Genomic DNA, 24,331 nt, shown 5'->3' with positions numbered 1-24,331 from the left:
TCACGCGCGCTTGGCGGGTTTGACCATTCGGTGAAGCGGAGCGTAGAGGCTCTCCACCAGCTCGGGAAAGCCCTCGCCCTGGACGCGCTCGCTGAAAAGCCGCTCGAAGGTGGGCCACTGGTGGGCGAGGTAGGCGCTTTTGCTCACATCGCCCTTCGGGCGCTCGCCCTCATAGGCTTTTTGCGCGCTGGCGTAGGCTTTGCTCTGCGCGTCGCTCTCGAGCGTTCCCAGCTGGTTGAGCCACTCGAACCCGGCCTGGGGCGAAAGCGGCAGCGGCGCCTGCTGGCCGCGCTGCCAAGCCGCGAGCTGCGTACATAGATGCGCGTGGGCGATCTCGGCGGCCACCGGGGCGAGCGTGACGTGGCCCGCCCGGGAGATCAGCCGCGTGGTCATGGGGGCGCTTGCGTTACCCGCCAGGTGTGCTACCCAGTGGCGCAGCAGATGATGCCACTGGTACTTGTTCTGGCTCACCAGGCTCGAACTCAGCAGCAGTACCCGGCAGCGCTCGCCAGCCTCATCGTAGCGAAGCTCGCCCAACCAATCCTCCAGCACCGGGCCCTGCTCGGGAGTGACGCGTACCGCCAGCGGTGCGCGCTCCACGTTCGGCCACGTCTCCAGCGCATTTTCATACTCCTCGAACAGCGCTTCCATCGGCTCGGCGAGCGCTATGCGCATGCGCTCGCCAAAAGCGCCCATCGCCAGCACCCCTTGGCCCTGAAAACGGTCGAGCGTGGCGTTGAGTGCCTCGATGCGCGGCTCGTTCTGGTCCACCGCGCGGCGCTGGGCGGCGATCAGCCGATCCTGCAGCTGCCAGTTCTGCAGGCCGTCGAGCGTGAAGGGTTCGGCGTCGAGCTCGGCGATGGCGTCCTGCTCGAAGTACACGCCCAGGCGCGTATTGAAGAAGCTTTTTACCGGCTCGCGCAGGAAAAGGCCGAGCTGGGTCAGGTTCAGGGTGGTCGGCTCGGCCTCGGCGGGCGCGGGGAGCGGAGCTTTGTCACGCGCGTTACGTGCGGCATGCACCTCGCGCCACTCGTGGGCGTAGGTAAATAGCCGCTCGGTGGGGTCGAAGTAGCGCCGGCTGAAGGGCTGCAGCGGGTGCTCGGTGGTCAGCCGGGCCAGAAGCGGTTCGGCTTCGCCGCGGTGCCAGCCGGCGGCCAGGTGCTCCCGCAGCTGGCCGACCAGCACAGAGGGCGGTAGGTCGCTATTGTCGATCTGGCTTTTGCCCATCCAGCTGACATACAGCTGGTCGCGGGCAGAGAGCAGCGCTTCGAGAAACAGGTAGCGGTCGTCTTCGCGGCGCGAGCGGTCGCCTGGGCGGTAGTCGCCGCCCATCAGGTCGAAATCGAGCGGCGGTTGGGAGCGCGGGTACTCACCATCGTTCATGCCCAACAGGCACACCCGCTTGAAGGGAATCGCGCGCATCGGCATGAGCGTGGCGAAGTTGACCGCGCCGGCCAGAAAACGCTGCGAAAGACTGTGCTCATCGATCTGCGACAGCCAGTGTTCGCGCACCATGGAGAGCGGCAGCGGCTGGTCGAGCCGGGCCTCGGCGGTGCTTTCGAACATCTGCTGCAGGCCGTTTTCGAGCTTTGCCAGCATGACGCTTTCCGCCGGGTCGTCGGTGAGAAAGAAGGTCTCCAGCAGCTCGCGCAGCCGGGCCACCCAGCTGGCGGCATCGACCGGCTCGCAGAAGCGCTCCCAAGCGGCTTCGAGCTTTTCCAGAAGCGTGGCCAGGGGCCCGGCCAGGCGCGCCTCGAGCCCACCGATATCATCGAAGGGCTCGATGCCCTGCCAGGCACCGGCCTCGCCCACGCTGTAGCCGAGCAGCAGCCTTCGCAGGCCAAAGGCCCAGGTGTTCTGGGCAAGCCCGCCGGGCAGCTCCAACTTCTGGCGCGCGCGGGCGTTGAGCCCCCAGCGGATGCCGGCGCCTTCCATCCAGCGCTCGAGGGTGGGCAAATCGCGCTCCTCGAGCCCAAAGCGCTGGCGCAGCGCCGGCACGTCGAGCAGGTCCAGCACGTCACTGGTGGAAAGGCGCAGCTCCGGCAGGCGCAGCAGCTTCTCCAGCGCGATCATCAAGGGCAGCCGGTGACGGCTCGCCTGGTCCGAGAGCGTGTGTGGAATGAAGCGCGGGTCATCCTGATCGAGCTGGCCGAATACCGCCTCGATGTGCGGCGCGTAGCGGTCGATGTCCGGCACCATGACGATGATGTCCCGCGGGCGCAGGTTCGGATCACGGCTGAACGCGGCGAGCAGCTGGTCGTGGAGGATCTCGACCTCGCGCTGGGGGCCGTGGGCGATATGAAAGACGATCGAATCGTCGTCGTCACGCGGTGGCGGCCAGTGCTCGTGGGTTTCACACACCGGGCGTAGCTCGCGGATATCGTCCTGCAGCTGGCTCAAGAGCGTGCCGCCGTCTTGGGAGAAGGGCTCGAACATGTCGATGCGCAGCGCGCGCTGCTCGAACAGCGACTGATAATCGCCGGTGTCGTCGTGCTCGTCGATCAGGCGCAGGTAGTCGCGGCCCTGCTTGCCCCAGGCGGCGAGCAGCGGCTGGGCGTGCAGGTGCAGCGCGCCTTCCGCGTCGCCGGTGCCGAGTACGTCCAGCGCCTCCGGCATGCCCGCCTTGCGTCGCTGGCGGTAGCGGCTGGCGCGCAAAAGATCCTTGTGCTCGATGATGTCCGCCCAATAGTACTGGCAGGGGTTGTGCACGCAGAGCACGATCTGGCTGCAGCGCGAGAGTGCGGCCAGGGCTTCAAGAGTCTGCTGCGGCAGCGACGAGATGCCGAAGATGACCAGCCGCCGAGGCACATTGGGCGGGCAGGCCTGGCCTTCGAGATGCTCGGTGGCGGCCAAAAAGCGCTGGTGAACGCTGGCGCGGCTACTATCGAGCCCCGCCGGGCCCAGGGTCGCGGCCACGTCGTCGCGCAGCTGCCGCCAGAGCGCGGGCTGCCAGCGCTGGTGGGGTGGCAGCTCGCGGCGCTCGCCTCGGGCGCCGATCAGCACGTCGTCGCCGGAGGCCCAGGCGTCGAGCCAGTCGGCGCGGTAGACCTGGTACTGGTCGAACAGGTCCGCCAGCCGCTCGGCGAGCTGGTAGTGCTTGCGCTGGTCGCGGTCGAGCGCCAGAAAGCGCGCCAGCGGTTCGAAGGTCGGCTCATCCACAAGCCCGGGTAGAAGGCGCAAAAGCCGCCACACCAGGCGCGATTTGTCGAAGGGCGAGGTTTCCGGTACGGCGTCCTGCTCGCCGCTGACGTGAGACAGCACGGTGCGGTAGGCCTGCCATAGAAAGCGCGCGGGCAGGGTGACGTCGAGCGCGGCGGCGATACCGGTACCGCCGTTATCCGGGTCTTCCGCCAGCGCGAGCTTCAGCCATTGGCCGATGCCGTTGCTCTGCACCAGGATGGTTTCGTTCTCAAGTGGGCCCAGCGGGTGCAGGCGCATCCACTCCACCGCCACGGCGCGCAGATCCTCGAGCCGGTTGGCGTGAACCACCATGAAACCCGGGGTGAGCGGCGGGGCGAACAGACTCGACATGACTACACTCCAGGGATGACGGCGGACGCGCCCGCCCGCAGACTATTCACAACTCACAACTCACAACTCACAACTCACAACTCACTTTCAGTAAGAGAGCGTAACGTTACCAATCCCCATCAGGCCCAGAAAGGTCATGCCGACGAACAGCAGTAGATAGAGCAGCACCAGCACGCCGAAGATGGTGAAGTGAGTCTTGAGCTTGCCGAGTGCAAAGCGCAGCTCGCGCTCGTCGCCGCTCTGGTAGGCCCGCTTGCTGGCGCCGGCGGCCTGCATCAGCACCACCCCGCCCCAGATCGGAATCCAGGCGATGACGATTCCCACCACGGTGATCGCTGTCAGCACGCCGCCCAGAATCAGCATCACGCCGATGAGCTGCATCCAGATTTTCGCGCGGTAAAGCGGCTCTGCCACGTCGCGCAGGAGCTCGTACCTTTGCTGGGTTTCCATGGGTGTCCTCGTTGCTTTTGATGAATCGACGCAGGGTCAGGCGCTGGTGATGTTAATCAGTTTGAGCGCTTTTGTCTTGCCGGGTACGGGGCGACCCTTCGATGAGCTAATTGCGCGGCGGCGCTTGCAGTCGAGCGCGCTCATCGCCAAGCTGGTGCTTTTATCAGCGCACTCTCATTAAACTCTCATTTAAACTATAACGGATTCCGCCATGACCGAGCCGACCAGCACCGCGCAAGACGATTCTCAACTGACCGATGCGCCGAGCCCTTCGCGCCGCCACTCCGCCCCGGTCGTCGACGGCCCCGGCAAGGCAGCCAGTCGCGCGATGCTGCGCGCGGTAGGCTTCAACGACGACGATTTCAAAAAGCCCCAGGTCGGCGTGGCCTCGACCTGGAGCATGGTCACACCCTGTAACAGCCATATCGGCGAGTTGGCCGAGCTTGCCCGTGAAGGCGCCGACGCCGCCGGCGGCAAGGGCGTGGTGTTCAACACCATCACCATTTCTGATGGCATCGCCAACGGCACCGAGGGCATGAAGTACTCGCTGGTCTCGCGCGAGGTGATCGCGGACTCGATCGAAACCGTGGCGGGCTGTGAAGGCTTCGACGGGCTGGTCGCCATCGGCGGCTGCGACAAGAACATGCCGGGCTGCGTGATGGGGCTTGCGCGGCTGGACCGGCCGAGTGTCTTCGTCTACGGCGGCACCATCATGCCAGGCCAGGGCCACACCGACATCGTCTCGGTGTTCGAGGCGATGGGTGCGCACTCACGCGGCGACATGGACCTGATCGAGCTCAAGCAGATCGAAGAGACCGCCATTCCCGGCCCAGGCTCCTGCGGCGGCATGTACACCGCCAACACCATGGCCTCGGCGATCGAGGCGCTCGGCATGAGCCTGCCGGGAAGCTCGGCGCAAAACGCCATCTCCCAGGAGAAACGCGACGACTGCAAAGCGGCAGGCGAAGCGGTGCTCGAGCTCTTGAAAGCCGACATCAAGCCCTCCGACATCATGACGCGCAAGGCTTTCGAGAACGCCATCACCATCGTGATCGCCCTTGGCGGCTCGACCAACGCGGTGCTCCACCTGATCGGCATGGCGCGCACCATTGGCGTGGAGCTTGCGCTTTCGGATTTCACCGAGATCGGCAAGCGCGTGCCGGTGGTGGCGGATCTGCGCCCCAGCGGCCACTACATGATGAGCGAGCTGGTGGCGATTGGCGGCATTCAGCCGCTGATGAAGATTCTGCTCGACGCCGGGTTACTACACGGCGACTGCCTGACGGTAACCGGCAAGACCCTGGCCGAGAACCTGGCGGGCGTTGAGCCCTACCCGATGGATCAGTCGATCATCGCGCCGCTCGATCAGCCCGTGAAAGCCGAAAGCCACCTGCGCATTCTTTACGGCAATCTGGCGCCGGAAGGGGCGGTGGCCAAGATTACCGGCAAGGAGGGCACGCGCTTTTCCGGCCCCGCGCGGGTATTCGGCTCGGAAGAGGAGGCCCAGGCGCGCATCAACGACGGCACCGTGATCGCGGGCGATGTGGTCGTGATCCGCTACGAAGGCCCGAAGGGTGGGCCGGGTATGCGCGAGATGCTCACGCCGACCTCTGCGATCATGGGCCGGGGCCTGGGCAGCGACGTGGCGCTGATCACCGATGGGCGCTTCTCCGGCGGTAGCCACGGTTTCGTGGTCGGTCACGTGTCGCCGGAAGCCTTCGAGGGCGGCCCGCTCGGGCTGGTCGAAAACGGCGATGTGATCACCATCGATGCCGAAGCGGACACCATCGATATCGACGTCAGTAGTGAGGAGATGGCGCGGCGCCAAAGCGCTTGGCAAAAGCCCGCGCCGCGCTACACCCGCGGCGTACTCGCCAAGTACGCGCGCCACGTGAGTTCCGCCAGCACCGGCGCGGTCACCGACCAGGACGACCAGGCGAAATAATGCTCGCCATCAAAAACGCCTCGCGATAGCGAGGCGTTGTTCTATTCCTGAAGGCGGCGTTTGGCTATGGCGCCTCCAGCTCTAAGGTGCGACGCAGGACGTTGAGTTCGTCCAGGTCCAGGTGCTCGAGCCTTCCGGCGAGCAGGTCGCTGATCTTTTGAACGGGAAGGCCAGCTCGGCGGGCGATTTCCCGGCTTCCCAAATCGGAAAGCGCGATCAGACGGATGATGATGCGCATCAGGCGCGTACGTTTTTCAAGTTCCCTGACGTCGAGGTCAGGGCTGCTTCGCGGAGGGTCCAGCGTTTCAGCGTGAGCAGTTGAGTATGCCGTACTCATGTGACTCCATTGGTCAAAAGTGACCGTTACACAATGACGCTAACCGGGGCGCTTTTCAATGCCCTGACCAAGGAAAATTTCGTCATTTGATCGAGGTCCGCGAAGGGGCCCGTTCTGGTAGACTATGCGCCTTCAAATCGACAGCCAAGCCGTGCGGCTTTTCCTCTTTACACCGGTTGAGGCCTTGGGCCCTGGAGCGAATACATGTCCGAGAGCGCACCCAAAGTGGGCGTGATTATGGGGTCGAAATCCGATTGGCCCGTCATGGAGCACGCCGCGAAGATGCTCGAGCGCTTGGGCGTGGCGTTCGAGACCCGCGTGGTGTCGGCGCACCGTACCCCGGATTTGCTTTTCGACTACGCCAAGGGCGCGGCCGAGCGCGGCCTTCAGGTGATCGTGGCCGGCGCCGGCGGGGCGGCGCACCTGCCGGGCATGGTGGCATCGCAAACGCCGCTTCCGGTGCTGGGTGTGCCGGTGGAGTCAAAATCGCTCAAGGGGCTCGATTCGCTGTTGTCCATCGCTCAGATGCCAGGCGGTATCGCGGTGGGGACGCTTGCCATCGGCAAGGCCGGGGCGACCAACGCGGGGCTTCTGGCCGCTCAGATCGTCGGGCTTCAGGACGGCGCCGTGCGCGAGGCGGTCGAGGCGTTTCGCGCCGAGCAGACCCAGGCCGTGCTCGATCACCCCGACCCCAGCGTCGACAGCGACCCGGTTTAGGAGAGCATCATGAATATCGGCATTTTGGGCGCCGGGCAGCTCGGGCGCATGCTGGCGCTGGCGGGCTACCCGCTTGGCAACCGCTTTACCTTTCTGGATACCACCGGTAACCCCAGCGCTGGCGTGGGCGAGGTGATCGTCGATCCGAACAACGAACACTTGGCCGCGTTTCTCGATAAGGTCGACGTGGTGACCTACGAGTTCGAGCATCTGCCCGTTGCGCTGGTACAAGAGATCGAAAAGCACAAGCCGGTCTACCCGGGAAGCCGGGCGATCGCCGTGTGCCAGAACCGGGTCGAGGAAAAGGCGCTGTTTGATCGGCTGAACATTCCCACGCCGGCCTACCGCGTGGTCGAAAGCGCCGAGGCCCTCGAGGCCGCTGCACGTGAGCTTGGCTGCCCGGTAGTCGCCAAGTCGGTCACCGAAGGCTACGACGGCAAGGGCCAGGCAGTGCTCAAATCTCCCGACCAGGCGCGTGATGCCTGGGCGTCGATCGGTCATTCGCAGCTGATCGTCGAGGCCTTCGTCGACTTCGTGCGCGAGGTATCGATCATCGCCGTGCGCGGGCGCGACGGCGAAGTGGTGTTCTACCCGATGGCGGAAAACCAGCACGAAGGCGGCATTCTGCGCTACTCGGTGGCACCGCTGCCGGATCTGGACGCGAGCCTCCAGGCGCTAGCCGACGGCTACATCCGCGCGCTGCTCGACGAGCTCGACTACGTGGGCGTGCTCGCGCTGGAGCTTTTCCAGACCCGCGATGGCAGCCTGCTGGCTAACGAGATGGCGCCGCGGGTGCACAACTCCGGCCACTGGACGATGGACGGCGCCGTGACCAGTCAGTTCGAGAATCACCTGCGCGCGGTTCAGGGGCTGCCGCTGGGCGCTACCCAAGCGCTTGCGCCCACCTGCATGGTCAATGTGATTGGCCGTGAAGGCGATAACGCCGCGCTGTTGAAACTCCCGCATACGCACCTGCACCGCTACGACAAAAGCGAGCGCGCCGGGCGCAAGTTGGCCCATGTCAACGTGGTGGCGGATTCCCATGGAGAGCTGCTGGAAAAAGTACGTCAGTGCCAGGCGCTGATACCCGATGCACCAAAGGTAGCCTGGAGTTTTGAAACCGATTGATGGGCGCTCAGTTTGACTAAAAAACTAATACTAAAGGTTTTGTTTTAATAGTTAATCATACCGCTAGCTTTGATCAGGAAAGTCATATACTAATAGCGTTTTACCTCACTCGAACCGAGGCGGGCTGCGCGCTTGGGCGGCTCGAAGCGCAAGGATCGTATATGTTGTGGAAGCTCAAGCCCGCCTCGATCGTATCAATACCGAGCGAGCAGACGCCCTTGCTTAACGATTTGCAGGCAGCGAAGATCGCACTTTTGTATGAAAAGCTGTGGCAGCCGGTCCTCAGTAGCTTGATCGTCGCGGGCTTCATCGCGATGATCGTCTGGCCCGCCGAGTCAGCCACCGTGATCCTCTGCTGGCTTTCGTCGCTGTGCGCCGTGACCCTCTTTCGCTTGGTGCTTGCTCGCCGCTACCAGCGCGCCGCTTCAAGCGCCCAGCAGAATAAATGGCTTTACCTCTTCAGCGCCGGGACGCTCGTGTCTGCCGCGCTATGGGGCGCGGCGGGCATTGCGTTCTTCGACCCGGGCAACCCCATGCAAACCGCGGCGGTGGCGATCGTGATCGCGGGGGTAGCCGCCGGAGGAACGACCACGCTTTCATCGGTCAGGTGGGTAGGGGGCGGGTACAGTAGCCTCATTTTGCTGCCCCAAGCCGCCGTTTACCTGCTTCATGGGTCGCTGTTGACAACTCAGGTCGGCGCGGTCATCGCGCTGTTTTGGCTGCTTCTTCTGGCGACCTGCGCTCGATTTAATCAAATCATTCACGATAATTTCGCCCTCAAGATAAGCATCGAGGCGCGCAAGGCGGAGCTCGTGGAGGCGGAAAACCGCTACCGCTCGATTTACGAGCACTCTTCTTTGGGTGTTCTCCACTTTGATCGATTTGGCACGATCACCGAGTGTAACGATCAAATGCTGGCGATTCTGGGCGGTGAGCGCGAGGGCTTCATCGGCTACCGTATGCTCGAACGCACCGCCGATCCCGAGGTGGCCCAGGCGGTCAGGGACGCCCTGAAAAAGGGCTCGGGGTACTTCGAGGGTACGTTTCATCTGCCCGGTGTCGAGCAGGGAACGCCACTTCGCGCCATCTTCAACGGTGTCAACAGCTCAAATCTAGAGCGGCTCGGCGGCATCGCAATCGTCGAGGACTTTACCGAGCGCACCCGCAACGAGGCGATCATCTACCGTCAGGCGTATTACGACTCGCTGACCGACCTGCCCAACCGGCGCCTTTTCATCGAACGCTTGATGGGGCTTTGCGACGCCGAAGGCAGCAGCGAGCGCACGGGTGTGGTGATCTTTCTCGATCTGGATCGCTTCAAACTGATCAACGATACCTTCGGCCACGCCGCCGGGGACGACCTGTTGATACAAATCGCCCGGCGCATGGAAGAGCATTTGGAAAACGACGATATGGCCGCCCGGCTCAGCGGTGACGAGTTCGTCATGCTCAAGTTGATCGAGCGGCCCTTCAATGAGGCGACGGAAGAAGATGCCCGTCGCGCCATGGGAGCCCTTCAGGACACCTTGAGCGGGGAGTATCACCTGGAGACCCAGCAGGTCGAGGTGACGCCGAGCATGGGCTACACCTGCTTCAATGCCGCCGAGTGCGACCATACCGAGATATTGAAGCAGGCGGACGTGGCCATGTACCAGGCCAAGTCGGAAGGGCGGGGGCGTCTGCGCCGCTACCGGCCGCACATGCGCCAGGTGTTTCAGCAAGCGTCCGGCCGCGCTACATCGCTAATCGCCCGCTGACCACCACCCACACCGCGATCAGCGCGAAGTGGGCCGGGTACCAGGCAAGCCAGAGCCGGCGCGGCATCGCCCTGAACACCCGTGGGATACGCTGGGAAGCGCCGGCGGCAAGAAACAGCACCAGCACACAGGTACCGACGGTGAAAGACTTGGCCATGTCCGAGGCGTTCATCTGCCCGGCGATCCAGAGAACCGGAAACGCGGAAAGCCCGGCCCAGAGCCGCGACTTGAGCGCGTCACCGCAGTCGTGAAGCGCGTGCATGGCGAACATGAAAAGCGGGATCAATAGTAGCCCATTGTGGCTATATTCGACCCAGAAACCCAGCACGTACCAGACCGTGACCGCTGCCGCCGCGCCCAGCAGCAGCCAGCCAAGCCCAAGCGATTCGCGCGTGTAGCGCCGCCAGCCCTCGCGCGCCAGCGCCCCAAGCGCCAGACTGCTTGCCAGGGTAAAGCAAACGTTCAGGATGAAAGCGTCGCTTGCTCTCGGCATCATCATGTAGGGCACTTGGGCGGCGATGCCGATGACCATGATGCGCCGGGCGTAGCGCAGCGGGTTTCGCGTGTTGAACAGCCCGTGCCAGGCGACCATGGCCGCAAACAGCGGAAAGGCGATACGTCCGATCGACGAGCCCGCCCACTCAAGCCCCCAGTCGCCGGGCAGCACGTAGCGCACCAGGTGATCGATGGTCATGGTGAAGAGCGCCAGCCACTGGCCCCAGGCCGTCCAATGGGAAAGCGGCCGTTCGCTTTTGCTTTCGTGGGGGGAAGCGTGCCGGGGGGATAGCGAGTCGGCGGAAGCGCCGGGGGAGTTCGCCATAAAACCTCCATGTTTACATGAACCGAACCTGTCTTCAGACCCGCATGGGGCGGTCGAGTTCAGGGGGCAGGCGCTTACTATACCCCATGAATGCGAAAACCCCGGCGGCTTGCCGGGGTTTTGAGAAGACGATCCGGGAATCACTCGCCGTTAAAGTAGCGCGCGTGGATCTCGTCGTAGGTGCCGTCTTCCTGCAGGGTCGCCAGCGCCTCGTTGAAACGCTCGGCCAGCGCTTCGTCACGCTGGCGGAAGGCGATACCGAAACCGTCGCCGAAGTACTCCCTGGGCTCGGTGATCTGCTCGCCGACCATCACGTAGTCGCCGTCATCGCTTTCGACCAGCGTCGACTGGCCGATCGGGAAGTCGAGAAAGACGATATCCAGGCGCTCGGCGTCCATATCCAGCACCATGTCGTCGGCGGTGGAATAGCGGCTGATGTCGGCAACGCTGCCGTAGTTGTCGGTGACGTAGTTGTCCTGGAGCGTACCGCGCTGTACGCCGATGGTCATCCCTTCGAGCGTTTCTTCAGTGGCTTCGTCGATGTCCAGGTCGCTTGCCGCGAACCAGGCAGACGGCATGGTGATGTAGGGCTCGGAGAAGAGCACCTGCTGGCGGCGCTCGTCGTTGATGGTCATCGAGGACATTACGGCGTCGTAGTTGCGCGCCAGAAGTCCGGGGATGATGCCGTCCCACTCCTGCTCGATCCACTCGCAGGTCACGCCGACCTCTTCGCACAGGGCGTTGCCCAGGTCGATGTCGAAGCCGGTCAACTCGCCTTCCGGCGTGCGGTACTCCATGGGCACGTAGGGTACGTCCACGCCGATACGTACGTGGTCGTAGTCGCGCGCCTGGGCCTGGGTCGCCGCGGCGACCGCCAGACCCATCAGGGAAAGAGTCAGCACTTTTTTCATCGTTTCACTCCGCTGTGGTGTTGAGACGTGTCGTTCTCTCTCCTCTAACCTACCCTGGCCCGGCGCCGGCGCAAAGCGCTAAACGTCTTGTGAACCAACGTTCGTTTGACGCTGACGCTGAACGGCTCAGAGCGGCTGCGGGTTCAGGTGCGCCAGCAATCTTTTTTCCAGAAAGCGAAAGAAGAACAGGATCGCAAAGGTCAGGCAGAGATAGATCAGCGCCACGAACAGGAAAGGTTCGAAAGGCGTATAGAAGCGCGAATAGACGTAGCGCGCCGCGCCGGTAAGATCCATCAGCGTGACTACGCTTGCAATGGCGCTGGCGTGGAGCATGAAGATGACCTCGTTACCGTAGGCGGGCAGGGCGCGGCGAAAGGCGCTTGGAATCACGATGCGACGCATCATGAGCGCCGGCGACATGCCGTAGGCCTTGGCGGCCTCGATCTCGCCCTTGGCGGTCGCCTTGATCGCACCGCGAAAGATCTCGGTGGTATAGGCGGCGGTGTTGAGCGTGAAAGCGATCAGCGCCGGATAGAAGGCCTCGCGAAAGATCGGCCAGAGAAAGCTCTCCTGAATGCCGTCGAAAAAGACCACGCCGTAGTAGATGATATAGAGCTGGATCAGAAGCGGCGTGCCGCGAAACACGTAAGTGTAGGCGTAGATCGGCAGGCTCACCCACTTGCGTTTCGAGCTTCTAAGAATCGCCAGCGGCACCGCCAGTAGCAGGCCAATGACCAGCGAGAGAAATACCAGCTGGGTGGTGGTGACGAGCCCTTCCCAGTAGTGGGCCATGGTGGCCGGGGTGAAGATGGCGTTGCCTTCGAGCAGGTCATGATACCAGGTGGAAAGATCGATCATGTCAGTGCTCCCCGAAACCGATGTTGTAGCGCTTTTGCAGCCGCGCGAAGATCCACTCGGTGACGCTGGCGATGAGCAGGTAGGCCACCGCCACCGGGATCAGGAACAGAAACGGCTCGTGGGTGGCCCGCGAGGCCTCGGCGGCCACGCGCACCATGTCGGTCAGCCCGATCACCGAGACCAGCGCCGTGGTCTTCAGAAGCACCATCCAGTTGTTGGAGAGCCCGGGCAGGGCGTGGCGCATCATCTGCGGAAAGCGAATGCGGCGAAACAGCAGCGCGCCGCCCATGCCGTAGGCCTTGCCCGCTTCGATCTGGCCTTCGTCCACCGCCATGAAGGCACCGCGAAAGGTCTCGCCCATGTAGGCGCCGAAGATGAAGCCGATGGTCAGCACGCCCGCGGCGAAGGCGTTGAAGCTGATATACATGTCGATATCGAAGTTATAATAGAGCGCATCGCTGATGGCGTTGACGCCGATCTGGCCGCCGTAGAACAGCAGCAGCATCAGCACCAGGTCCGGCACGCCGCGAATCAGCGTGGTGTAAACCCCGGCGATACGGCGCAGAAGCCAGCTGCGCGACATCTTCGCCGTAGCGGTCAAGAGCCCAAGCACGATCGCCAGCAGCAGCGACAGCGCGGCAAGCTCCACGGTGACGAAGGCCCCCTCGATAAGGCGCGGGCCATAGCCTTGCAAATCCAGCATGGTTGCCTCGCGAATCAGTAGTGGGGGGCCAGAAACTGCTTGAGGCGCGGCGACTGCGGGTTGTCCAGCACCTCACCCGGCGTGCCGGCCTCCTCGATCAGCCCCTGCTGCAGGTAGATCACTTGGCTCGAGACTTCCCGGGCAAAGCCCATTTCGTGGGTCACCACGACCATGGTGCGGCCTTCACGCGCCAGATCACGCATCACCTTCAGCACGTCGCCGACGAGCTCCGGGTCCAGCGCCGAGGTCGGCTCGTCGAACAGCATCACTTCCGGGTCCATGGCCAGCGCCCGGGCAATCGCGCCGCGCTGCTGCTGGCCGCCGGACATCTGCGCCGGGTAGGCCCTGGCCCGTGCGGTCAGGCCCACGCGCTCGAGCAGGGCGTAGGCATGCTCGGTGGCCTCTTTTTTCGACTGGCCGAGCACGTGTACCGGCGCTTCGATGATGTTCTCCAGAAGCGTCATGTGCGCCCACAGGTTGAAGCTTTGAAACACCATCGAAAGCTTCGCCCGCATGGCCACGACCTGCTTTTGATCCGCGGGTTCGCGCCCGTGGCGAGTCGTCTTGAAGCGGATCGGCTCACCGTGGACGATCAGCTCGCCCTCGTCGGGCTGCTCCAGCAGATTCATGCAGCGCAGAAAGGTACTTTTACCCGAACCCGAAGCGCCGATCAGGGTGATCACATCCCCCTTGTGGGCTTCGAGCGACAGGCCTTTGAGAACTTCGGTCTCCCCGAAGCGCTTTTTGATGTTGCGCACCTCGAGAGGTGTAGGGGTAGTGGCCATAGCCAGGCTCCAGAGCAGAGTTGCCGCTTAAGCAAACGGTGTCGATACGGGCTGTTCTAGCACTTTACATAGCACGTCATGCAGCGGCTGGCGCGAAAAAAGGGGCGATTCTATCAGGCCTTATGCCCGATGCGCTCGTTCTTATACGATTAAATGCGTCCATTGCGCCGATGAGCGGCGCAAACGGCGTCCTTCACCCCGGTATGGCTCAGGCGGGCGCCGCGTCATCCGCTGGCACCACCAGCAGCGCCGCCCGAGCGCCGAGCTCGACATGGGCGTTTGGAAACACCACGTGAAGCGGCGTACTCCCCACCGTGAAATCACCGGCCTCCCCGTCGCGTGCGAGCACGGTGCCCGGCTCGAAGCGGGTAAAGTTCGACACGTCTTCATCGAAGCACAGCGTGAACGCCTCATTCTGGCGCTTGAGCTCGTGCTCGACGCGAAAATGGGGTAGCGCACCCCCGCTTTGGGGCGTTTCGCCGGCACCCAGTGCCGCCAGCAGTGCTCCCATTGGTGCCAGCGCGGCGAGGTCGTTCTGCCCGAAAGGCGCCACTCGGCCAAGCTCGAAGGTGAACGCTTGGGCCTGGTGGTAGTGACGGCTGTAGTGGGAAAAAGTAAAGCTCGGCTGATGCTGGTGAAGGATGGCCTGCATGTCGGCGCCGGCGAGCCACGCCCACTGCTCGGCCTCTGTGACAGTGGTAGAAAACGGTTCCACCACGAAGCGCGGGTAGCGGCTCTGGCGAATGGCGGTGTGCAGATCGTAATGAAGGCGAGGCAGAGCCGCGTAGCGCTCGAAGAAGGCATCGACAATCTGCATCAGCTCGCGGGCGCGGTCGGCCTCGAAGCCCTGCCGGTCGAGACCGCGCTCGAATAGCCGGTTCAGGTTGGTTTCGACGAAGCGGGTCTGCGCCTTGAGAGCGGGAATGTTACCCAGAATCACCAGCACCGGCGCGTGAAGTTTCGCCGCCCCCGCTTCCAGCGCGCAGAGCCACTGGCCCAGAAGCTCGACCGGCGCGGTTTCGTTACCGTGGATGGCGGCAGAGAAGACGCAGGCGCGGGCATTGTCGCTGATGTCTTCAGGTGTGAGTGCCAGCACCCCGGGGGCGATCAACTGATACGCGCCGCTGGCAAACGTGCCGGTGCGCCTCGAAGGCGTCTTGTCGTCGAGCGTCCACTCGAGCCAATGGCTCAGCATGCAAGGCTCCCGTTTTTTTATTGGTTGGTCTTGTTATTTAACACGGCGTTCGAGCCGACACAAAAGGGGTGTCGCCTGGGTGTAAAAGCAGGGGCGTGAGGTGAACACTAAAAAAGCGCCTACCCGGGGGTGGCGCTTTCGAGAGCGGCGGGTTTACTCGGCGCGCTGGCGCTGCATTTCCTGCTGGTATTCGCCAGCGAGCGTTTGCTTCTGTTTATCGGCCAAACCGCGCCCGGCCATCTGGAAGACTTCCTGCTCTTCTTCATCCAGGTGGTGGGTCACCAGGTGTTGAAGTTCCTTGGCGTGCACCAGCCAGTTGCTGGCGCTGTAGTCGGTGTCATCGAGAAGCTCGATCAGCTCGTCGATCTCGTGGTGCTCGGCGACGCTGTGGCGCGCTTTTTCCTGAGTCAGGTCGATCTCCATCATCGGCAGGTACAGCGCCCGCTCTTCGGCGTTGGCGTGGTATTTGAGCTCGGCGCGCACCTGCTTGTAGAGCGTATCGCGCTCGGTGCTGTCACCGTGGGTTTCTACCAGTCTGGCGAGCAGGTCGCGCTGAATGTCATGATCCTTGCGAAGCGCTTCGAATATGGTCATTTTCAAACTCTCTTTTTGATGGTCACGGTCGCTAGAAAAGCTAGTGCGCGATAGGGGAAAGCGCAAGGCGTAAGCGCCGGGCGCGAAAGCCAAACTGGCCACCCCTTCACCTGAGTTAATTTTCCGCTAGGCTAAGGAGGCAGTCGTTCTGTCAATCCCACTGGAGAGAGCAATGACCAAGGTATTGGTACTTTACTATTCCATGTACGGGCACGTGGATACGCTGGCCGCCGCCGTCGCCGAAGGCGCCGAGTCTGTTGAGGGCGTCGAGGTCACGGTCAAGCGGGTGCCGGAAACCATGCCCGCCGATGCCTACAAGAACGCCGGCGGCAAGCAGGACTTCACTACGCCACAAGCCGAGCCCGGCGAGCTCGCCGACTATGACGCCATCATCGTCGGCACGCCCACCCGCTTTGGCAACATGGCCGGTCAGATGCGCACCTTCTTCGATCAGACCGGTGGGCTCTGGGCCAACGGCTCGCTGCGCGGCAAGGTGGCGAGCGTGTTCACCTCGACCGGCACCGGCGGCGGCGAAGAGATGACCGTGACCTCCACCTGGACGACGCTTGCCCACCACGGCATGGTGATCGTTCCCATCGGCTACGGCATCGAAGAGCAGTTCGATATCTCCGAGGTCAGCGGCGGCAACCCCTACGGCGCGGCGACCCTGGCCGGCGGTGACGGTTCGCGGCAACCCAGCGAGCGCGAGCTGAAGCTGGCGCGTTTTCAGGGCAAGCACGTGGCGGGTATCGCCGCCAAACTGGCTGGCTGAGACCTTGGGCTAATTGCCCGGCGGTACGTACCCGCTACGATGGTGTCATCGCAAACCCCACAAACGTGGGGTTTGTCTGTTTATGCACGGCCAACTTTCAGGGGGAGCGCGTGAGTCGACTCGACAAGGCCCGTAATCTGCACGACTTCGAGGCGCTCGCGCGCCGCCACCTACCCCGCCCCCTGTTCGGCTATATCGCCAACAGCGCAGAAGAAGGCGTGACCCACGCGGCCAATCGTAGCGCCTTCGATCGCTATTGCCTGATGCCGCGGGCGATGGTCGATGTGTCTGCCATCACGCTCGAGACCAAGCTGTTTGGCACGCGCTACCAGGCACCTTTCGGCATCGCGCCGATGGGTATTAGCGCGCTGTCCGCCTACCGGGGCGATATCGTCCAGGCCCGGGCGGCAGCGCGGGAGGGGCTTGCCATGATTCTGAGCGGAAGCTCGCTGATTCCGCTCGAAGAGGTGCTCAAGGTGGGGGAGACCGACTGGTTTCAGGCGTATCTGCCCGGCACGCTCGAACAGATCGAGGCGCTTCTGGCACGGGTCGAGAAGGCCGGCTATCAGAAGCTGGTCATCACCGTGGATTACCCGGTGCCGCCCAACAGCGACAATAACCGTAAAAGCGGTTTCTCTTCACCGCTGCGACCCAGCTTGCGGCTGGCTTTCGACGGCGTAACGCGCCCGCGCTGGCTGTTCGGTACCTTTTTGCGCACGCTCTATCATCACGGCATGCCGCACTTCGAGAACAACTACGCCACCCGCGGCATCGCGGTCATGTCGAAAAACGTCAACCGTGATTTCTCCGGGCGCAGCCACCTGCAGTGGGAATACCTCGAGCATGTGCGAGCGCTTTGGCCAGGCAAGCTGATCGTCAAGGGCATTCTCAACCCGGAAGATGCGAAGCAGGTCGAGGCGCTCGGCGGCGACGCCGTGATCGTTTCCAACCACGGCGGGCGCCAGCTCGACTACAGCCCGGCCGCGCTCGAGGCGCTGCCGGCGGTGGTCGAGGCGGTCGACAGCATCCCGGTGATGATCGACAGCGGCTTTCGCCGCGGTACCGACGTGATCAAGGCGCTCGCCCTCGGCGCGTCCTTCGTGTTCATCGGCCGCCCGATGAACTACGCCGCCGCCATCGCGGGCGAATCCGGCGTGCGTCACGCCTTGAGGCTCATCAAGGAAGAGCTCGCCCGCGACCTGGCGTTGATGGGCGTGACCGAAATCGGCACGCTTGGCCGCGAGCATTTGATCGACCGGCGCGCCGATCGATCCAGGACGCCGCGTTAGCCTGCGATCCTCTCGGCGATCGCGCGGCCCAGGCTCTCGGTGGTGCCCTGGCCGCCGACGTCACGGGTCAACACGTTTGTATCCCCTTCGGCCAGCACCGCTTCGATGGCATCGACGATCGCTTGGGCAGCATCATCATGGCCCAGGTGCTCCAGCATCATCGCCCCGGACCAGATCTGACCGATCGGGTTGGCGATACCTTTACCCGCGATATCCGGGGCGCTGCCGTGGACTGGCTCGAACAGGCTGGGGAAGTGGCCTTCCGGGTTGATGTTGGCCGAGGGGGCGACGCCGATGGTGCCGGTACACGCCGGGCCCAGATCCGAGAGAATGTCGCCGAACAGGTTGCTACCGACTACCACGTCGAACCAGTCCGGGTGAAGCACGAAGTTGGCGGTCAGGATGTCGATGTGAAACTTGTCCACGGCCACGTCCGGATACTGTTTGGCCATTTCCGCCACGCGCTCGTCCCAGTAGGGCATGGTGATCGAAATGCCGTTGGACTTGGTGGCCGAGGTCAGCTTCTGGCGCGGGCGGCTTTTGGCGAGATCAAACGCGTACTTGAGCACGCGGTCGACGCCGGTGCGGCTCATTACCGTCTCCTGGATCACCACTTCGCGCTCGGTGCCTTCGAACATCTTGCCGCCGATGCTCGAGTACTCGCCCTCGGTGTTCTCGCGCACCACATAGAAATCGATATCGCCGGGCTCGCGGCCGGCCAGCGGGCTCTTGATGCCGGGCATCAGCTTGCACGGACGCAGGTTGATGTACTGATCGAACCGGCGGCGAAACTGCAACAGCGACCCCCATAGCGAAATATGGTCCGGCACCTTCTCCGGCCAGCCTACCGCGCCGTAGAAAAGCGCATCGAAGTTCTTCAACTGCTCGTACCAGTCGTCCGGCATCATCTGGCCGTGCTCGAGGTAGTAGTCGCAGCTGCCGAACTCGAAGGTGGTGAAGTCCAGCTCGAGCGCGAAGCGCTTGGCCGCAGCCTCGAGCGCGCGGATGCCTTCGGGCATGACTTCGGTACCGATGCCGTCACCGGCAATCACTGCAATGGTGTGGGCCATGGGGCGCTCCTTTTCATGATGGAAAGATTGTCGTTGTTAACGTGATCGTAGGGAAAAATGCTCCTGGGCAAAGAGCGGGGCGAAATACCTCTGTCGAGCGCTTTCGAGTGTAGCGCTTTTGGACGCCTGCATAATCGGGCTACACTGCAAGCCATTGTTGCCTAGAAGTGGATAATCCGTGCCCGCCCTCGACGATCTCGCCTTTTTTCAGCAGTTGGCCCGCGCCCGGAGCCTTACCGAAACGGCGCGCTCGCTCGGGCTTTCGCTATCGGCGGTGAGTAAGCGCTTGAAGCAGCTCGAGGCGCGGCTGGGGGTGACGCTGGTCGCGCGTACCACGCGCAAGCTGACGCTGACGCCGGAAGGCGAACGCTATCTGGCGCGCGGCGCGCTGATTCTCGAGGAGCTCGCCGAGCTCGAAAGCCGCCTGGCGGATACCCGCAGCGAAACGCTCAGCGGCCCGCTGCGCATCAATGCCACCTTCGGCTTTGGCCGGACGCACATTGCGCCGCTGCTGTCACGGTTCTGCCACGCCCATCCGGAGCTTCAAAGCTGGCTCGAGCTGACCAACTTTCCCGTCAATCTGGCCGATCAGGGCTTCGATATCGGCATTCGCGTGGGCGAGCCGCCGGACTCGCGGCTGATCGCCCGGCCGCTTTTGAAAAGTCGTCGGGTGCTGTGCGCCGCACCCGACTACGTGGCGCGCATGCCCGCGCTCGAAAGCCCCCAGGCCCTGACCCGCCATGAGTGCCTGGTGGTACAGGAGAACGGCACCGACTTTCCGCTCTGGCGCTTCGAGCCTGTGGGCGGCGGCCCGGTACAGGCGGTAAAAGTCGGCGGGCGGCTTTCTGGCAACGACGCCGAGGTAATCACGCGGCTGGCGCTCGACGGCCACGGTGTGATGCTGCGCTCCTGGTGGGACGTTCACGCGCATCTTCAAAGCGGCGCGCTTACGGCACTGCTGCCCGGCTGGCAAGGCGTGCGGGCGGATTTCATCGCGGTATACGAGGCGCGGCGCCACGTGCCGGCGCGGGTGCGCGCCTTCATCGACTACCTGGAGCAGGAGTTACCCCGGCGCGTGCCGCCACTGCCTGAGTCGCAGGTGATTCTAGTGTGAGACGAGGCGCAAAAGGGTCGCCTGGTTGAAGTAGTCGGCGAGCAGCTGATAGAGCTCGGGGTACGCCTCGACGAGCTGATCCGGCGCGGTAAAAAAGGCCTCGCAGCACACGGCGAAGCATTCGCCCGGGTGGCTGGCGGCGTAGTCGTCGATGGGGGGCTCCACGCCCTGCTCGAGGCAGGCGCTAAGGTCTTCCCACACCGCAGAAAACACCGCGTGCCAACGTTTCGCCGAGAGTGTGCGGGGCAGCGGCGGGAAGCCGTCGATGTCCATGGAGTTGCCCATGTCGAGCTTGTGGGCGAGCTCGTGAATGAGCACGTTGAAGCCGTCGAAGCCGCCGCTCTGCGTGAGATCGGTATAGGAGATGACCACCGGGCCCTGGTAGGAGGTTTCGCCGACGCGCTCGTCGATCACGCGGTGAACGACGCCGAACTCATCCATCTCCTCGAGCTCGCGGGTGAAGCTATCCGGCAGAATCACGATCTCGTGGACGTTGGCGAACGCCTCGCGGTGCTCCGCCGAGCTCCAGCCAAGGGTGAGCAGGCACGCCTGGCCCGCCAGCGCCAGCCGGTCGATCTCATCGAAGGGAGCATCGGAGAGCTCGGCGTGCAGCGTCAGGCGTTTGCTGGCCAGAAAGTGCCAAGCGCGCTCGCCCAAAAGTTCGGTTTCGCTCGGCGTCAGCGCAGCCAGAATCGGCGTGCGCTGGCATGCCTGGTGCCAGGTATCAGCAGGGGGCGAGGAGGGCGTGCGGGTCAACCAGCGTTTGAACATGGGCGTCTTTTTCGGCGTCGAATCTGCGTATTGTGGCGCAGTCGCGCGCCTTTCACCAACCAGGCCGCTGGTACCTGTACCAGCGCTTATATCGACATCCAGGGAGACACGCATGTGGCAGCAACGCGAACTCACGCTGAAGGCGCACCCGCGCGGCTTTCACCTGATCACCGATCAGATCACCCGGGCGCTCGAGGCCATGACGCCGGTCGAGGTAGGGCTTTTGCACGTTTTCATTCAGCACACCTCGGCCTCGCTCACGATCAATGAAAACGCCGACCCCACGGTGCGCGCGGATTTCGAAAGCCACTTCAACCGCGCGGTGCCGGAAAACGCGCCTTACTACCAGCACGTGTTCGAGGGCAGCGACGACATGCCCGCGCACATCAAGGCAAGCCTTCTCGGCGCCAGCGTGCAGCTACCCGTGAGCAAGGGGCGTTTGAACCTGGGTACGTGGCAGGGCGTTTGTCTTTGCGAGCATCGCGACCAGGGCGGGCCGCGCCGGCTGGTGCTCACGCTTGCCGGCGAGTAGGGCGGCGATCTTTCGCGCGCTAGGCCGCGCCGCTATGCTACGCTCTCGACGCTCGCTCAATCCCTTGTCCATGCCTTTGTGAAAGTTGCCCGCGCCATGGCCCATCGACCGTTTCGTTTTTCCCGCAAGCGCTGGCTGCGCCTTGCGTTTACCCTCAACCTGGCGCTGGTGGCAGGGCTCGTGATCCACCAGATATGGCTCTACGCTGCCAAGCCGGCGTTCGAGTCGCTACACACTCTGGAGGTGTCGAAGATTCGCACGGCGCTGGCCGGGCGCGAGAGCTACCGCTTTGCGGTGGTGGGCAATATCAACAACTCCGTGAACGTGTTTCGCAACACGATCGTGCCGAGTCTCAACGAAAGCGGCGTCGACTTCCTGGTCTCGGCGGGCAACGCGGTGGCGAGCGGCCAGCAGGAGAGCTACCGGGCGATTCACGAAAGCCTTTCGCGGCTCGAAATCCCCTACGTGCTTACCTACGGCGAGCACGAGGATAGCGATTTCGGAAGCTATCTTTTCTACGAGTATTTCGGCCCGCACTTTTTTGCCTTCGTGGCGGGCAATAGCCATTTCATCTTTCTCGACGGCACCGGCAAGTCGTCGACCTCCTGGCAGCTCGACTGGCTCGAGCGCGAACTTTCCGCCTCCACCGCCGAGCACCGCTTCGTGTTCGTGGGGCTGCCGCTTCACAACGTGGTCAGCGAGGCGCCGCTGTTCGAGGCCGACAACTATCTGAGCGACCCGCGCTTGGCCGAGGGCATTCAGGCGCTCGCCGAGCGCTACGCCGTCGACACGGTGTTCTCGGCCAATCTCTCGCTCTACTCGCACCAGACGCAAAACGGCGTGGACTACGTCACCACCGGCGGCGGCGGTGGGATTTTGATGGACATGCAGGGCAGCTTTCACCACTACGTGGTGGTCGAGGTGAGCGGCGAGGAGGTGAGTCTCGCCCCGGTGCGCCTGAACGTCGACCAGCCCGGCTGGTGGCGGATCCTCGGCAGCGTGGCCTCGACGATCTACGCCTTCTTCTACGTCAGCTATCCGCGCTTTCTGCTCATCGTGGGGCTTTTGACGCTGCTGGCGATGCGTCTTTACCGGCTTATCTTCGAGGAGCGCGACTACTACCCGAACTTCGATATCGACCCGACGCCCTATCTTTCGAGCCCACTGCGGGTGGCGATGGTGTCGAACAACTACTTTCCTTTCGTCTCCGGCGTGTCGATCTCCGTGGAGCGGCTGCGCCAGAGCCTCGTGGCTCTGGGGCATGGCGTCGAGTTGCTGGTGCCGCGCTACTCGAAACTCTACGCCGATGATGCGCAGGACGATGCGAGCGTGACGCGGCTGCCGACACTGTTCGCCTTTGGCGAGAAGCGCGAGTTTCGCCTTACCAACCCTTTCAACCGCCGCTTTCGCCAGCGCCTGCGCGCTTTTCGTCCGGATATCATCCACGTTCATCACCCGTTCTGGCTCGGCTCGATGGGGCTATGGATGGGGCGCCGGCTCAACGTGCCGGTGATCTACACCTACCACACGCGCCTGGAGCACTACGCCCACTTCGTGCCGCTGCCCGGAGCGCTGTTTCGCAATCTGATTTCGCACTACCTGATCAAGCGCTTCTCCAACCGCTCGAGCGGGGTGATCGTGCCGACCTACTCGGCGGAGGAGTATCTGCGCATGATCGGAGTGAAAACACCGACCCTGGTGCAGCCCACGGGGATCGACACTCGCCGCTTCGCCGCCGCCAATGAGCGCGAGATCGCCACGCTCAAACAGCGTTTTGCGCTGGCCGATGACGAGCGGGTGCTGGTCAGCGTGTCGCGTATCAGTAAAGAAAAGAACATCGGTTTCATGCTCGAGGCGCTGTTTGATCTCAAGGCCCAGGGCGCTGAGCGGTTTCGTCTTTTACTGATCGGCGACGGGCCGGACCGCGACGCGGTGGCGGCGCGGATCGAGGCGCTGTCGCTCTCAAGTGAGGTGACGCTGGTGGGCGCCGTGGCGCCGGACGCCATGGCGAGCTACTACCATCTGGGTGATCTGTTCGTGTTCGCCTCGACCTCGGAGACCCAGGGCATGGTGATTCTGGAGGCGATGGCGGCGGGGTTACCGGTAGTAGCGGTGCGCTCCAGCGGTATCGATGACGTGGTGCGCGACGGCTTCAATGGCTACAAGACGCCGCAGAATCATCGGGTGTGGGGCCAGCGGGTCAGCGAGCTGATGGAGGACCCTGCGCTGCGCGAGCGCTTGGGTCGGCAAGCCCAAACCTTTGCCGAGGATTACGACGTCGAGCGCTTCGGTGAGGCGGTCACCCACTTCTACGCCGAAACCCTCGCTCGCCATCACGGCCGCTCGCGCTGAGCCTTGCGTTTTGCCGCACGGGCGTCGGCGTAGCGCTTCAAACCGAACAAGAGCGCCGCGCCGAGAGCAAGCCCGCCAAGTGCCCACAGCACTTCCCGGTGGCTGGCTGCCGTCAACAGCGCTCCGAGCTGGCTGCCGAGTAGAATCACCGCGGCAAGACCGGGCACGATGCCCACGGTCGAGCCGATCATGTAGTCGCGAAAGCGTAGATGAAAGGCGCCGGCGAGCATGTTGGTCAGGGTAAAGGGTGCCAACGGTAGCACGTTGATGACGATCATGGTGCGAATGCCGCGCTTGGAGAGATAGCCCGAGAGCCCCCGCAGGTGGCGCCCGCCGTAATCCATCAGCGCATCTCGCCCCAGCCAGTGGCCGATCCAGTAGGAGAGTACCGAGAAGCTCAGCGTGCCAAGCGTGGCGTAGAAAAGCCCCCAGGCCGGGCCGAACAGCAGCCCGGTCGCGACCACTAGAAGCGTTAGCGGAAACATCACCAAAAGCAGGGCGTTGTAGACCAGCACCACCGCGGCGAACATCCAGGGCGCGCGGCGCCACTGGCCGACGTACTCGAGCAGTTCATTGAGGCCCTGGACGCTCATGTACCCGGAGTGCTGCAGCCAGCGCCAGATCAGCGCCAGCGCGACGAGCAGGGCGACCAGGCCAAGGGCCTTGTAGAGCGTGCGTGACATTCATCCACCACCGGCGA

Annotated in this window: 22 protein-coding genes; 9 read left to right on the top strand and 13 right to left on the bottom strand. The window is 63.5% G+C overall.

Annotated features, from left to right (window positions below):
• Positions 1-3,531 (bottom strand): exodeoxyribonuclease V subunit gamma, encoded by a 3,531-nt coding sequence (gene recC, locus ACGK9R_RS07645; RefSeq protein WP_394579902.1) that lies wholly within the window; start codon positions 3,529-3,531, stop codon positions 1-3.
• 87 nt (positions 3,532-3,618) lie between these two features.
• Positions 3,619-3,981, bottom strand: a complete 363-nt coding sequence (locus ACGK9R_RS07640) for a DUF5362 family protein (protein WP_394579900.1) — start codon at positions 3,979-3,981, stop codon at positions 3,619-3,621.
• Positions 3,982-4,192: 211 nt separating this feature from the next.
• On the opposite strand from ACGK9R_RS07640, the gene ilvD reads away from it, so the two are divergent.
• The gene (gene ilvD, locus ACGK9R_RS07635) at positions 4,193-5,926 is read left to right on the top strand and encodes a dihydroxy-acid dehydratase (protein ID WP_394579898.1); all 1,734 of its coding nucleotides are present in this window, start codon (positions 4,193-4,195) and stop codon (positions 5,924-5,926) included.
• A 64-nt stretch (positions 5,927-5,990) separates the two neighbouring features.
• Here ilvD and ACGK9R_RS07630 read toward each other — a convergent pair whose 3' ends face one another.
• Entirely contained in the window at positions 5,991-6,263 is a 273-nt protein-coding gene (locus ACGK9R_RS07630; protein ID WP_394579896.1) for an XRE family transcriptional regulator, read from the bottom strand.
• Between the two features lie 204 nt (positions 6,264-6,467).
• On the opposite strand from ACGK9R_RS07630, the gene purE reads away from it, so the two are divergent.
• The 3 genes from purE to ACGK9R_RS07615 all read left to right on the top strand — a co-directional run bounded on the left by purE (position 6,468) and on the right by ACGK9R_RS07615 (position 9,865).
• Positions 6,468-6,980, top strand: a complete 513-nt coding sequence (gene purE, locus ACGK9R_RS07625; protein WP_394579894.1) for a 5-(carboxyamino)imidazole ribonucleotide mutase — start codon at positions 6,468-6,470, stop codon at positions 6,978-6,980.
• Between the two features lie 9 nt (positions 6,981-6,989).
• Positions 6,990-8,108 (top strand): 5-(carboxyamino)imidazole ribonucleotide synthase, encoded by a 1,119-nt coding sequence (locus ACGK9R_RS07620; protein WP_394579892.1) that lies wholly within the window; start codon positions 6,990-6,992, stop codon positions 8,106-8,108.
• 161 nt (positions 8,109-8,269) lie between these two features.
• A complete protein-coding gene (locus tag ACGK9R_RS07615; protein ID WP_394579890.1) occupies positions 8,270-9,865 on the top strand; it encodes a diguanylate cyclase domain-containing protein in 1,596 nt (531 codons plus the stop codon).
• Here the strand turns inward: ACGK9R_RS07615 and ACGK9R_RS07610 are convergent.
• The 7 genes from ACGK9R_RS07610 to ACGK9R_RS07580 form a co-directional block, all read right to left on the bottom strand.
• Complete coding sequence (locus ACGK9R_RS07610) at positions 9,843-10,685, bottom strand: TraX family protein (protein ID WP_394579888.1); 843 nt, start codon at positions 10,683-10,685, stop codon at positions 9,843-9,845. The two genes, ACGK9R_RS07615 and ACGK9R_RS07610, sit on opposite strands and share 23 nt — an antisense overlap.
• A gap of 140 nt (positions 10,686-10,825) precedes the next feature.
• Entirely contained in the window at positions 10,826-11,596 is a 771-nt protein-coding gene (locus tag ACGK9R_RS07605; protein ID WP_394579886.1) for a transporter substrate-binding domain-containing protein, read from the bottom strand.
• Between the two features lie 126 nt (positions 11,597-11,722).
• On the bottom strand, positions 11,723-12,454 hold the full coding sequence (locus ACGK9R_RS07600) for an ABC transporter permease (protein WP_394579884.1): 732 nt from the start codon (positions 12,452-12,454) through the stop codon (positions 11,723-11,725).
• 1 nt (position 12,455) lies between these two features.
• The gene (locus ACGK9R_RS07595; RefSeq protein ID WP_394579882.1) at positions 12,456-13,157 is read right to left on the bottom strand and encodes an ABC transporter permease; all 702 of its coding nucleotides are present in this window, start codon (positions 13,155-13,157) and stop codon (positions 12,456-12,458) included.
• A gap of 14 nt (positions 13,158-13,171) precedes the next feature.
• Positions 13,172-13,942, bottom strand: coding sequence for an ABC transporter ATP-binding protein (locus ACGK9R_RS07590; RefSeq protein WP_394579881.1), 771 nt, complete (start codon positions 13,940-13,942; stop codon positions 13,172-13,174).
• 208 nt (positions 13,943-14,150) lie between these two features.
• Positions 14,151-15,137, bottom strand: coding sequence for a succinylglutamate desuccinylase (locus tag ACGK9R_RS07585; protein WP_394579879.1), 987 nt, complete (start codon positions 15,135-15,137; stop codon positions 14,151-14,153).
• A 153-nt stretch (positions 15,138-15,290) separates the two neighbouring features.
• A complete protein-coding gene (locus ACGK9R_RS07580; RefSeq protein ID WP_394579877.1) occupies positions 15,291-15,731 on the bottom strand; it encodes a hemerythrin domain-containing protein in 441 nt (146 codons plus the stop codon).
• Positions 15,732-15,903: 172 nt separating this feature from the next.
• Here ACGK9R_RS07580 and wrbA point away from each other — a divergent pair, with 172 nt between their 5' ends.
• Together wrbA and ACGK9R_RS07570 are read left to right on the top strand one after the other, a co-directional pair.
• Complete coding sequence (gene wrbA / locus ACGK9R_RS07575) at positions 15,904-16,503, top strand: NAD(P)H:quinone oxidoreductase (protein WP_394579875.1); 600 nt, start codon at positions 15,904-15,906, stop codon at positions 16,501-16,503.
• A 110-nt stretch (positions 16,504-16,613) separates the two neighbouring features.
• A complete protein-coding gene (locus ACGK9R_RS07570) occupies positions 16,614-17,792 on the top strand; it encodes an alpha-hydroxy acid oxidase (protein ID WP_394579873.1) in 1,179 nt (392 codons plus the stop codon).
• Here ACGK9R_RS07570 and ACGK9R_RS07565 read toward each other — a convergent pair.
• Positions 17,789-18,862: a tartrate dehydrogenase gene (locus ACGK9R_RS07565; RefSeq protein ID WP_394579872.1), complete on the bottom strand. Its 1,074-nt coding sequence runs from the start codon at positions 18,860-18,862 to the stop codon at positions 17,789-17,791. The genes ACGK9R_RS07570 and ACGK9R_RS07565 overlap by 4 nt on opposite strands.
• Before the next feature lie 178 nt (positions 18,863-19,040).
• Here ACGK9R_RS07565 and ACGK9R_RS07560 point away from each other — a divergent pair, with 178 nt between their 5' ends.
• Entirely contained in the window at positions 19,041-19,976 is a 936-nt protein-coding gene (locus tag ACGK9R_RS07560; RefSeq protein WP_394579870.1) for a LysR family transcriptional regulator, read from the top strand.
• Here ACGK9R_RS07560 and ACGK9R_RS07555 read toward each other — a convergent pair.
• Positions 19,968-20,747 (bottom strand): zinc-dependent peptidase, encoded by a 780-nt coding sequence (locus ACGK9R_RS07555; RefSeq protein WP_394579868.1) that lies wholly within the window; start codon positions 20,745-20,747, stop codon positions 19,968-19,970. The two genes, ACGK9R_RS07560 and ACGK9R_RS07555, sit on opposite strands and share 9 nt — an antisense overlap.
• A gap of 112 nt (positions 20,748-20,859) precedes the next feature.
• On the opposite strand from ACGK9R_RS07555, the gene ACGK9R_RS07550 reads away from it, so the two are divergent.
• Entirely contained in the window at positions 20,860-21,279 is a 420-nt protein-coding gene (locus ACGK9R_RS07550) for a secondary thiamine-phosphate synthase enzyme YjbQ (protein ID WP_394579866.1), read from the top strand.
• Positions 21,280-21,375: 96 nt separating this feature from the next.
• Positions 21,376-23,631 (top strand): glycosyltransferase, encoded by a 2,256-nt coding sequence (locus ACGK9R_RS07545; protein ID WP_394579864.1) that lies wholly within the window; start codon positions 21,376-21,378, stop codon positions 23,629-23,631.
• On the opposite strand, the gene ACGK9R_RS07540 is transcribed toward ACGK9R_RS07545, so the two are convergent.
• Positions 23,613-24,314 (bottom strand): TVP38/TMEM64 family protein, encoded by a 702-nt coding sequence (locus tag ACGK9R_RS07540; RefSeq protein WP_394579862.1) that lies wholly within the window; start codon positions 24,312-24,314, stop codon positions 23,613-23,615. The genes ACGK9R_RS07545 and ACGK9R_RS07540 overlap by 19 nt on opposite strands.
• Positions 24,315-24,331: the final 17 nt, after the last annotated feature.

The sequence above is a fragment of the Halomonas sp. HNIBRBA4712 genome (assembly GCF_043558675.1).
GTDB lineage: Bacteria > Pseudomonadota > Gammaproteobacteria > Pseudomonadales > Halomonadaceae > Vreelandella.
The sequence above is the reverse complement of the archived record's forward strand: the minus strand, read 5'-3'. Positions and strand labels throughout refer to the sequence as shown.

Coding starts and splice junctions, on each gene's coding strand:
- wrbA (WP_394579875.1), top strand. CDS start 15,904: ATGACCAAGGTATTGGTACTTTACTATTCCATGTACGGGCACGTGGAT.
- ACGK9R_RS07600 (WP_394579884.1), bottom strand. CDS start 12,454: ATGATCGATCTTTCCACCTGGTATCATGACCTGCTCGAAGGCAACGCC.
- ACGK9R_RS07640 (WP_394579900.1), bottom strand. CDS start 3,981: ATGGAAACCCAGCAAAGGTACGAGCTCCTGCGCGACGTGGCAGAGCCG.
- ACGK9R_RS07615 (WP_394579890.1), top strand. CDS start 8,270: ATGTTGTGGAAGCTCAAGCCCGCCTCGATCGTATCAATACCGAGCGAG.
- ACGK9R_RS07585 (WP_394579879.1), bottom strand. CDS start 15,137: ATGCTGAGCCATTGGCTCGAGTGGACGCTCGACGACAAGACGCCTTCG.
- ACGK9R_RS07540 (WP_394579862.1), bottom strand. CDS start 24,314: ATGTCACGCACGCTCTACAAGGCCCTTGGCCTGGTCGCCCTGCTCGTC.
- ACGK9R_RS07630 (WP_394579896.1), bottom strand. CDS start 6,263: ATGAGTACGGCATACTCAACTGCTCACGCTGAAACGCTGGACCCTCCG.
- ACGK9R_RS07620 (WP_394579892.1), top strand. CDS start 6,990: ATGAATATCGGCATTTTGGGCGCCGGGCAGCTCGGGCGCATGCTGGCG.
- ACGK9R_RS07580 (WP_394579877.1), bottom strand. CDS start 15,731: ATGACCATATTCGAAGCGCTTCGCAAGGATCATGACATTCAGCGCGAC.
- ACGK9R_RS07590 (WP_394579881.1), bottom strand. CDS start 13,942: ATGGCCACTACCCCTACACCTCTCGAGGTGCGCAACATCAAAAAGCGC.
- purE (WP_394579894.1), top strand. CDS start 6,468: ATGTCCGAGAGCGCACCCAAAGTGGGCGTGATTATGGGGTCGAAATCC.
- ACGK9R_RS07545 (WP_394579864.1), top strand. CDS start 21,376: ATGGCCCATCGACCGTTTCGTTTTTCCCGCAAGCGCTGGCTGCGCCTT.
- ACGK9R_RS07595 (WP_394579882.1), bottom strand. CDS start 13,157: ATGCTGGATTTGCAAGGCTATGGCCCGCGCCTTATCGAGGGGGCCTTC.
- ACGK9R_RS07610 (WP_394579888.1), bottom strand. CDS start 10,685: ATGGCGAACTCCCCCGGCGCTTCCGCCGACTCGCTATCCCCCCGGCAC.
- ilvD (WP_394579898.1), top strand. CDS start 4,193: ATGACCGAGCCGACCAGCACCGCGCAAGACGATTCTCAACTGACCGAT.
- ACGK9R_RS07605 (WP_394579886.1), bottom strand. CDS start 11,596: ATGAAAAAAGTGCTGACTCTTTCCCTGATGGGTCTGGCGGTCGCCGCG.
- ACGK9R_RS07550 (WP_394579866.1), top strand. CDS start 20,860: ATGTGGCAGCAACGCGAACTCACGCTGAAGGCGCACCCGCGCGGCTTT.
- recC (WP_394579902.1), bottom strand. CDS start 3,531: ATGTCGAGTCTGTTCGCCCCGCCGCTCACCCCGGGTTTCATGGTGGTT.
- ACGK9R_RS07555 (WP_394579868.1), bottom strand. CDS start 20,747: ATGTTCAAACGCTGGTTGACCCGCACGCCCTCCTCGCCCCCTGCTGAT.
- ACGK9R_RS07565 (WP_394579872.1), bottom strand. CDS start 18,862: ATGGCCCACACCATTGCAGTGATTGCCGGTGACGGCATCGGTACCGAA.